Below are 8,355 nucleotides of genomic sequence, written 5' to 3'. Positions count from 1 at the left end.
GACCCGGCCGTCGCCGCCGTCGGCGACGGCAGCTCCACCACCGGGACGTCCGGCCGCGTCCGGCGGAGCCCGGCGGCCAGGTGCCGCGCCGCCTCCGCCGCCGTCAGGGCGCCGGGGAACCGGTCGGGCGCCAGCAGCACGTGGCCGCGCGGGGACGATTCGGAGGGTGAGTCCGCGGACACGGGCAGCCACACTTTCACGCCGGGAGGTAGAGCCTTACCTTCTGCTTACGCGATGTCGGCATCATTTGACACCCGGAACGCGCCGCGAGACTTTCAAACGCGCAGAGAGGTGCGGCCTTTCGGCGTCAGCGAACGCCCAGCCAGGTCTCTATGGGGTGAATTGCGAAGAAGAGCAGGAACAGTGCGACCACCGGCCACAGCCACACCGAGACCTCGCGCACCTTGCCCTTGGCGATCTTGATCAGCGCGTAGGCGACCATTCCGCCGCCGATCCCGATGGTGATCGAGAACGTGAACGGCATCAGCACGATCGTCAGGAACGCCGGGATCACCAGCTCCAGATCGTCCCAGTCGATCTTGGCGACCTGCATCATCATCAGCGCGCCGACCACCACCAGCGCGGGCGCCGCCGCCTGCGCGGGCACCACCGCCGCGAGCGGGGTCAGGAACAGCGTCACCGCGAACAGCGCGCCGGTGGCGATGTTGGCCAGGCCCGTCCGGGCGCCCTCGCCGACGCCCGCGGCCGACTCCACGAACACCGTGTTGGCCGACGAGCTGGTGAGGCCGCCGAACGCGGCCGACACGCCGTCCACCGACAGGATGCGGCCGAGCCGCGGCACGTCGCCGCGCTCGGTCACCAGACCGGCCTCGTCGCTGACGCCGAGGATCGTCCCCATCGCGTCGAAGAACCCCGACAGCACCAGGGTGAACAGGACGACCAGCGCGGTGATCACGCCGGCCTCGGCGAACCCGCCGAACACGTCGACCTGCCCGAACAGCGAGAAGTCCGGCACGGCGAACAGGTCGTCCGGCATGTTCGGCGTGACGACGCCCCAGCCGCCCTCGGCGATCGTCGCGTTCGCCTCGATGATCACCGCGACGACCGTCCCGGCCACGATGCTGATCAGGATGCCGCCGGGCACCCGCCGCACGTACAGCACGATCATCAGCAGCAGGGTGAGGCCGAACACCACGGTCGGCCACGTCTCCAGCCGCCCGCCGGTACCGAGCGCCAGCGGCGGGCTCGTCTCGCTGGAGCTGATGAAGTGCGCGTCGTACAGGCCGACGAGCGCGATGAACGCGCCGATCTCGCGGCGTTCTGCGCGGGCTGCGACGTGGTGCTGAACTGCGCGGGGCCGTCCTACCGGGTGCTGGACGCCGTCGCCCGCGCGGCCCTCGCCGCCGGGGCGCACTACGTGGACGCGGCGGGCGACCTGCCCGCGATGTCCGCGCTCGGGCCCGTCCGCGACCGCCGCCGCGGTGTTCTCCGCGGGCCTCACCCCCGGCCTGTCCGGGCTGCTGCCCCGGCTGCTCGCCGACCGGCCGACGCGCCGCCTCGACGTCCACGTCGGCGGGCCGCCCCGCTCGGTGAGATGGGCGCCCGCGACATGCTCGCGGCCCGCGGCCCCGAGTTCGGGACGCCGCTCGCCGCGTGGCGCGACGGACGCGCCGTCCCCGGGGCGCGTCCCCTGCTCGGCGTCGCGCTCCCCGGCTTCCCGGGGCGGGTGCACGCGTACCCGTACCTGTCCGCCGAAGCCGTCCGCCTCGCCGAACGGTGCGACGTGGACGAACTGCGCGCCCACACCGTGTACGCGAGTGAGAACGTGCCGCGCGCGCTCGCCGCCGCGTGGGCCGCCGAAGGCCCCGTCGACCGGCACGTCCCCGCCCTGCTCGCGGTGGCCGAAGCCGACCTTCCCGACACCGGACCGTACTCGACGCTGCTGTTCCAGGCCGTCCCCCGCGAACCCGGGCCGCCCCGGCGGCTCACCCTGCGCACGTCCGACCCGAACGCGCTGAGCGGCGCCGTCGCGGCCCTCGCCGTCCGCGACGTCCTCGCCGGACGCGTCGGGCCGGGCGCCGGCCTGGCCGCCGACCGCCTGGACCCCGCCGCCGTCCTCGACCGGCTCCGCACCGACCCCGCCGTGACCGCCGCCGAACTGCACTGACCGGAGACACATGACCGACGAAGCCGCCCGCGCGGACCGTGGCCTCGGCTACGCCGTCAACGCCCCCTACTACGACCTGATCTTCCCCGCCGAGGCCCGCGACGCCCTCGCCGGAGCCCTCCGGACGCTCGTCCCGGACGCCCGCGCCGTCGCCGAGATCGGCCCCGGCACCGGCTGGTTCACCGAGATCCTCGCGGAACTCGCCGACGAGGTGTTCGCCGTCGAACCCGCCCGCATCATGCGCGCCGCCCTCACCACGTGCCTCGCCCGCGTCCCGCACCTCGCCGACCGCGTCACCGTCCTGCCCGAGGACGCCCTGACCGTCCGCCTGCCCGTCCAGGTGGACGCGGTCGTGATGTTCAACCTCGTGATGCACTTCTCCCCGTCGGAGCGTCAAGCCCTCTGGGAGCACTGGGCGCGCGCGCTCGTCCCCGGCGGCCTCCTCCTCGTCGAACATCAATACCCGCAGCGGGCCGAACCCGTACCCGCCGCGACCGTCCCCGGCCGAGCCCTCGGCCGACGCCGGTACGACGTCGTCACCCGCGCGGACGTCGCCGGCGACGACCTCGTCCGCTGGGTCAACACCTACCGGACGTGGGACGGCGACGACCTCGTCTCCGCCGAGACCGCCGAGTTCGACTGCCACGTCGTCTCCGCCGAACGCCTCGCGTCCGAACTGGCCGACGCGGGGTTCGAACCCCGACCCGCCGAGGGCGTCCACGCGTGGCGCCGCAAGGAGCACTGATGTACGACGTGATCGTGATCGGCGGCGGGCCCGCCGGGCTCAGCGCCGCCCTCGTCCTCGGCCGCCAGCGCCGCGACGTCCTGCTCGTCGACGGCGGCGCGCCCCGCAACGCCCCCGCGTCCGAGATGCACATGTACCTGAGCCGCGACGGCTTCGACCCCGCCCGGCTCCTCGCCCTCGGACGCGACGAACTGGCCGCGTACCCGAGCGTCGAACTCCGTCCGGGCACCGTCACCGGCGCGCGCGGCACCCTGGACGACTTCACGGTCGACCTCGCCGACGGGACGTCCGCGCGGGCCCGCCGGATCGTCCTCGCCCACCGGCCAGGTCGACGAACCGTACCCGATCGAGGGCCTCGCCGAACGGTTCGGCCGGAGCGTGTTCCACTGCCCGTTCTGCCACGGTTGGGAAACCCGCGGCATGGCCCTCGCCGTCCTCGCCCGCGAACCCCGCGAGGCGATGCTCGCCCTCTACGTCGCCGACCGGTTCAGCGACGACGTCGTCCTGTGCACGAACGGCCCCCTCGAACTCCCCGCCGAGATCGTCGCCCGCCTCGACGAACGCGGCGTCCCGGCCATCGACGCCCCGATCAGCCGCGTGACCGGCGAGCCGGGCGCCCTCGAACTGCACTTCGCCGACGGCCGCACCCTCGCCCGCGACGGCGTCTACCACCGCGCCCCCACCCGGCAGCACGCGCACCTCGCGGCGAAGCTCGGCTGCGAGATCCTCGACGACGGCACGGTGCGCGTCGACGAACGCCAGCAGACGACCGTCCCCGGGGTGGCCGCCGCAGGCGACACCGCCAAGCTCCCCGCCGTCCCCGACGCCGTCACCCTCGTCTCCCTCGGCGCCGCCGACGGCGTCCGCGCCGCCGTCTGGCTGGACGGCGACCTCTTCCGCTCCGGCCTAGGCCTGACCCCCACCTGACCGCCGCCCCGCCCGCGCCCCGCCGGGCCCCGCGGATCGCGAACCCGTCGCGGTCGGCGGCCCACCCGTGGACGTGCCCCGTAGATCGGGCACGAGTGCCAGCAGCCGCGCGACCGCGTCATGCCACACGTCCCGTCCGCGCCCCGCGCGCAGCAGCGGCTGCTCCGAGCGCACGTCGGGATGCAGCAGGTCGTCCCAGGCGTGCGGCGAGAGCGGCAGATCAGCTTGCGTGGGGCAGCGGCTCGAACCGGACGTTCAGCCGCAGTTCCAGTGCCTCGGCCATGCGTTCCAGCATCGGGATCGTCGGCATGGTGCCCCCGGCTTCGAAGCGGGCCACCGCGGGCTGCTTGAGGCCGACGCGCTCGCCCAACTGGGCCTGGGTCAGGCCCAGCTCCTCACGGCGTGCCCGGACGGCCTCCCCCAGTTCGAAACGGATGCGCGCCGCCTCGTAGGCCGCTCCGGCGCCCGGACGACTCATGATCTCGGCACGCTTATCGGCCCACGACCTGCGTTCACCCATGCCATTCACTCCTCGTCCGCCGTGTGCTCCTCGGCGATGCAGCGCTGCATGGCCCGCCATGCCCGCTCCACCTCGGCGACTTCCTGCATCCGCTGCTTGGCGAACACCGTGAGCAGAACGATCCGCCTGCCCGACGCGACCCAGTAGGTGATCCGCACCGACCGGCGGTCGAGATGGAAGCGCAGTTCCCTCAGCTTGCCGCGAAGCTGCCGGGTATACGGCTCGCCGAGCAGCACCCCGCGTTCGGCCGGCAGATCAACGTAGAAGGCCACCGTCTTCTGTTCTATCTGGTCGAGCGTGTCGAACCACTCGTCCACCTCAGAAGAGGCGGGGTGCTCGAACGCGCAAAGAAGCCGTCCCGAGGGTCAGTCGCGGCGGGCTGTGAAGAGGTGGACGCCCGCTTCGGCCAGGGGGTGGGTCGGGCGGGGGAGGACGAGCAGGGGGCGGAGGCCCGCGCGGTGCAGTTCGTCCGTCCACTCGGCGGGGGTGAGGAACACGCGGTCGGTGCCCTCCCTCGGGTCGCCGGGGGCCAGCCGTTCGGTGCCCGCGGGCGCCGACATCAGGAACTGCATGGACGCGAGGAGCGCGGGCATCTCGCGTCCCGTCTCGATGAACACGAGCAGGCCGCCGGGCACGAGGAGGTCGCGGAGGCCGGACAGGGTCCGGGGCAGGTGCCGCGCGTTGTGCAGGACGTTCGCCGCGAGGACCACGTGCCGCGAGCCGGGCTCGTCGACCTCGGCGTTGATGTCGAACAGGCCGAACCGGACGCCGGGACGGTCGCCGAACCTGCGGCGGCCGAGCGACGTGAAGTAGCGCGACACGTCGGTGTAGAGGTAGTCGATGTCGCGGCCCGCGAGTCCCGCGAGGGCGTCGGCCGTCGTGCCGCCGACTCCCGCACCGGCTTCGAGGACGCGCAGCGGACCGTCCGGACGGACGCTCGCGGCGGCCCACCGCATCACCTCGGCGACCGCCGCGTTCAAGTACCGGTTGACCGTGTTCTCCCGGTACGCCCCGTCGGCGGTGTCGGCGTCCTCGAACAGGAGCGCCTGCAGCGGCAGCTCGTCCCGGAGGAGTTCGGGGAGCCGCTCCATCGCGGCGAGCATGAACCGTGTCGTCTCCGGCGGGTAGCCGATCGCGCGGCCGTCCTCGACCAGGGTGCCGGTGCCGCCCGCCGGGACGTCCGTCCCGTCGAGGACGGCGAGCCAGCGGCGCAGGATCCAGCGGTGCCGGTCGGCGACCGCGGGCGCGCCCGCCCGCACCGCCGCGGCGCATCGCCCGCAGCGCCGCGTCGTCCAGGCGCCGCCAGGAACGCGGGCACCGCCGCCGTGTCCACCCCCGCGACCGCCGCGGCGGCGCGCCGCTCCGCGCGGTCGGCGAGCACGAACGGTTCGACGGTCAGCGGGACGTCGCGCGCCTCCGGCACCGAACGGCAGCAGCACCGCGCGCGCGACCTCGACGAGACGCGCTCGGCGAACGCGGCGAACGGTTCGTGCGCCGTCCCGCGCCCGGCACCTCCGCGACGGCCGCGCCCGCCCCGGCCCGGGGCACGAGGCCGATCCGCGCGGGATCGGCCGGGTCCCGCACGACGGCCCGTCCGGCCCGTTCCCGCAGCTCGAACGCCGTCCGCGCGCCCGGCGCGTCGACGAGCGCCCGGTCGGGGTACCACTCCGCGTCCGCCGGACGGCTCGGCGGTGCGTCCACGTGCAGAACGGCGTCGAACCGGTAGCGGGTGAGTTCGGTGTCGTCGCGCATGGTCTTCGGGTGGACGCTCATCCGCACGTCCCGCGGCGCCCGTTCGGCGAGCCGCGCCAGCGCGGGCGGATCGAAGAGGAACTCGGGCTCGCGCGCCGCCCGCTCGGCGGCCCGCGCCGCGTCGCCCCGCTCGGCCCAGCGGGCGAAGTCGTCCAGCAGGCGCGCGTCCCGCACGTCGCCGACGAGGACGGTGCCGCCCGGCGCGACGAGCGCCAGCGCGTCGTGCACGACGGCCTCCAGGTAGTCGAGGCCGGGGAAGCACTGGGTGACCGAGTTCAGGACGACGCAGTCGGGCCGGCCGTCCGGGCAGCCGATCCGCTCCAGCGCGTCCCGCACTTGCGGCGAACCCGCCTCGTGCGCCGCCGCGCGCACGAACGCGGTGCCCGTCCGGGCGTCCGCGGCGAGCGCCCGCACCGCGCTCGGCGCGACGTCCGTCCCGGCGTATCCGCGCACCCGGTCGCGCAGCCGATGGGCGAGCAGGCCCGTCCCGCAGCCCAGTTCGAGGACGTACCGGGGATCGGAGGCGAGGATCAGCTCGACCGTCCGGTCGGCCCATTCGCGCATGTGGCCGGCGGGCAGCGGCCGTCCGGTGTCGGACGCCCGCCAGCCGGACAGGTCGAGGTCGGGCGCGTGCCGAGCCCCGGCGGAGGTGTACGTCCAGTCGTACACCTCGCTCCAGTGGTCGAGGTTGCTCGGCGACAGCCCGCCGGGCTCCGGCCGGACCGCTCGCGCCGCACGGTCCGGGTCGAGGCCGGAGCCCGCCCCGGTTCCCGTTCGGCGGCGGCGATCCACGGATGCTCGGCGAGCGCCGCCTCGGCGTCCCGCAGGCTGCCGGGCGGACGGTCAGCGGGCATGGGGTTCGGTCTCCGTTCGGGTGAGGCGGCGGTCGGTGAGGGCGCGGACGCGGTCGGCGCGGGCGGCGATCGCGGGGTCGTGGGTGACGAGCAGGACGGCGGTGCCGTCGCGGCGCAGCCGGTCGAGCAGATGCAGGAGGCTGGCGGCGGACGCGGGGTCGAGCGCGGACGTGATCTCGTCGGCGAGCAGGACGGCGGGGGCGGCGGCGAGCGCGCGGGCGATCGCGACGCGCTGCCGCTGCCCGCCCGACAGCGCGCCCGGTTTGCGGTCGGCGAGTTCGGGGTCGAGGCCGACGGCCGCCAGGAGTTCGGCGACGCGCTCCGCGCGGGGCGCGGCGGGGTGCAGGCGGCGGAGGGGGCGGGCGACGGACGTCCGCACGCGGTGCGCGGGGTTGAGCGCGGTGGCCGGGGACTGCGCGACGAGCTGGACGCCGCGCAGCGCGTCGACGTCGCGGCCGCGACCGGCCACGGCACCGGGCGGCCGTCGAGCAGGAGGGCGCCCGTGGACGGCGGGTGCAGGCCCGCGAGAGGGCGCGCAGGAGGGTGCTCTTGCCGCTTCCGGACGGTCCGGTGACGGCGACGAGCTCGCCGGGACGCAGGGTCAGCGACACGCCGTCGAGCAGGACGTCCGTCCCGTGTCCGGCGCGCAGCCCCCGCACGTCGAGGACGGGACGGGCGGCATCGTGCGGCCCCGCGTCCGGTGCGGGCTGCGCGCGGGGGCCGGGCGGGGCGGGGCCGATGCGGACGACGCGGTCGGCGATGTGGTCGACGAACGCCGCGTCGTGCGAGATCACGAGCGTGACCGAGCGTCCGTCGCCGCGGCGCCGTTCGATCGCGGCGGCGACGAGGGCGAGCGCGTCCGGGTCGAGCCCGCTGGTCGGTTCGTCGAGGACGAGCAGTTCGGGGTCGCCGAGCAGGGTGCGGGCGATCGCGACCCGCTGCGCCTGGCCGCCGGACAGTTCGCCGGGGCGCCGGTGCCACAGCGCGTCCGCGTCGAGGCCGAGGCCGGCGAGGCACGCGCGGGCGGACGCGGGGGTGCGGCGGGGCCCTTCGAGGACGAGCGCCGACACGGTCATCAGCGGGTTCAGGGTTGCGGCGGGGTCCTGGTCGAGGAGCCCGGCGGCGGTGCGGCGCAGCCGCCGGGCGGCGCGGCCGGGACGGACGGTGCGGCCGTGCCAGGTCACGGTTCCGGCGGTGCGGTGCAGGCCGGGGGCGAGGACGTCGAGGGCGGCGCGGACGGTCGTGGTCTTGCCCCCGCCGGACGGCCCGACGATCGCGACGACCTCGCCGGGCGCGGCGTGCAGGCCGATGCCGTCGACGATCGTGATCGTCCGCGTCCGCGACCGCGAGCCCGTCCAAGGCGAGCCCGTCCGGCGGGCCCTCTTCCGTTGACCTGCGGCGTGTTGCCCTTATTCGGCCGCGGATAAGG

General features: G+C 75.3%; 9 protein-coding genes and 3 pseudogenes. 4 read left to right on the top strand and 8 right to left on the bottom strand.

Features of this window, described 5'->3' with window-relative positions; translation table 11 throughout:
* Together BJF79_RS26190 and BJF79_RS61695 are read right to left on the bottom strand one after the other, a co-directional pair.
* A pseudogene (locus BJF79_RS26190) lies at positions 1–182 on the bottom strand (hypothetical protein); the annotation flags it as partial.
* Positions 183–307: 125 nt separating this feature from the next.
* Positions 308–1,174 (bottom strand): NCS2 family permease, encoded by an 867-nt coding sequence (locus BJF79_RS61695; RefSeq protein WP_262402604.1) that lies wholly within the window; start codon positions 1,172–1,174, stop codon positions 308–310.
* Positions 1,175–1,228: 54 nt separating this feature from the next.
* Here BJF79_RS61695 and BJF79_RS61690 point away from each other — a divergent pair, with 54 nt between their 5' ends.
* From BJF79_RS61690 to BJF79_RS61685, 4 genes and pseudogenes are all read left to right on the top strand, one after another.
* Complete coding sequence (locus BJF79_RS61690) at positions 1,229–2,128, top strand: saccharopine dehydrogenase NADP-binding domain-containing protein (RefSeq protein WP_262402603.1); 900 nt, start codon at positions 1,229–1,231, stop codon at positions 2,126–2,128.
* A gap of 10 nt (positions 2,129–2,138) precedes the next feature.
* Positions 2,139–2,873 carry a class I SAM-dependent methyltransferase gene (locus BJF79_RS26175; protein ID WP_075901305.1) on the top strand — a complete coding sequence of 245 codons (735 nt, stop codon included), beginning with the start codon at positions 2,139–2,141 and terminating at the stop codon, positions 2,871–2,873.
* Positions 2,873–2,938 (top strand): annotated as a pseudogene (locus BJF79_RS67320) (FAD-dependent monooxygenase); the annotation flags it as partial. The gene BJF79_RS26175 and the pseudogene BJF79_RS67320, both read left to right, overlap by 1 nt.
* Positions 2,939–3,293: 355 nt before the next feature.
* Positions 3,294–3,800 carry an FAD-dependent oxidoreductase gene (locus BJF79_RS61685; RefSeq protein WP_262402602.1) on the top strand — a complete coding sequence of 169 codons (507 nt, stop codon included), beginning with the start codon at positions 3,294–3,296 and terminating at the stop codon, positions 3,798–3,800.
* A 220-nt stretch (positions 3,801–4,020) separates the two neighbouring features.
* On the opposite strand, the gene BJF79_RS26165 is transcribed toward BJF79_RS61685, so the two are convergent.
* The 6 genes and pseudogenes from BJF79_RS26165 to BJF79_RS67315 all read right to left on the bottom strand — a co-directional run.
* Positions 4,021–4,320, bottom strand: coding sequence for a helix-turn-helix domain-containing protein (locus BJF79_RS26165; protein ID WP_075901303.1), 300 nt, complete (start codon positions 4,318–4,320; stop codon positions 4,021–4,023).
* A 5-nt stretch (positions 4,321–4,325) separates the two neighbouring features.
* On the bottom strand, positions 4,326–4,637 hold the full coding sequence (locus BJF79_RS26160; protein ID WP_075901301.1) for a type II toxin-antitoxin system RelE/ParE family toxin: 312 nt from the start codon (positions 4,635–4,637) through the stop codon (positions 4,326–4,328).
* 48 nt (positions 4,638–4,685) lie between these two features.
* The gene (locus BJF79_RS26155) at positions 4,686–5,579 is read right to left on the bottom strand and encodes a class I SAM-dependent methyltransferase (protein WP_075901299.1); all 894 of its coding nucleotides are present in this window, start codon (positions 5,577–5,579) and stop codon (positions 4,686–4,688) included.
* A 136-nt stretch (positions 5,580–5,715) separates the two neighbouring features.
* Positions 5,716–6,864 carry a class I SAM-dependent methyltransferase gene (locus BJF79_RS26150; RefSeq protein ID WP_075901297.1) on the bottom strand — a complete coding sequence of 383 codons (1,149 nt, stop codon included), beginning with the start codon at positions 6,862–6,864 and terminating at the stop codon, positions 5,716–5,718.
* Positions 6,865–6,915: 51 nt separating this feature from the next.
* The gene (locus BJF79_RS65800) at positions 6,916–7,395 is read right to left on the bottom strand and encodes an ATP-binding cassette domain-containing protein (RefSeq protein ID WP_143220178.1); all 480 of its coding nucleotides are present in this window, start codon (positions 7,393–7,395) and stop codon (positions 6,916–6,918) included.
* Positions 7,396–7,492: 97 nt separating this feature from the next.
* Positions 7,493–8,200: pseudogene (locus tag BJF79_RS67315) on the bottom strand (ATP-binding cassette domain-containing protein); the annotation flags it as partial.
* Positions 8,201–8,355 lie beyond the last annotated feature (155 nt).

The sequence above is a fragment of the Actinomadura sp. CNU-125 genome, assembly GCF_001942465.1.
Taxonomy (GTDB): Bacteria; Actinomycetota; Actinomycetes; order Streptosporangiales; family Streptosporangiaceae; genus Spirillospora.
The sequence above is the reverse complement of the archived record's forward strand: the minus strand, read 5'-3'. Positions and strand labels throughout refer to the sequence as shown.

Excerpts from the sequence above, each read along its gene's own strand:
- BJF79_RS26175 (WP_075901305.1), top strand. The coding sequence starts at position 2,139 with ATGACCGACGAAGCCGCCCGCGCGGACCGTGGCCTCGGCTACGCCGTC.
- BJF79_RS61685 (WP_262402602.1), top strand. The coding sequence starts at position 3,294 with ATGGCCCTCGCCGTCCTCGCCCGCGAACCCCGCGAGGCGATGCTCGCC.
- BJF79_RS26165 (WP_075901303.1), bottom strand. The coding sequence starts at position 4,320 with ATGGGTGAACGCAGGTCGTGGGCCGATAAGCGTGCCGAGATCATGAGT.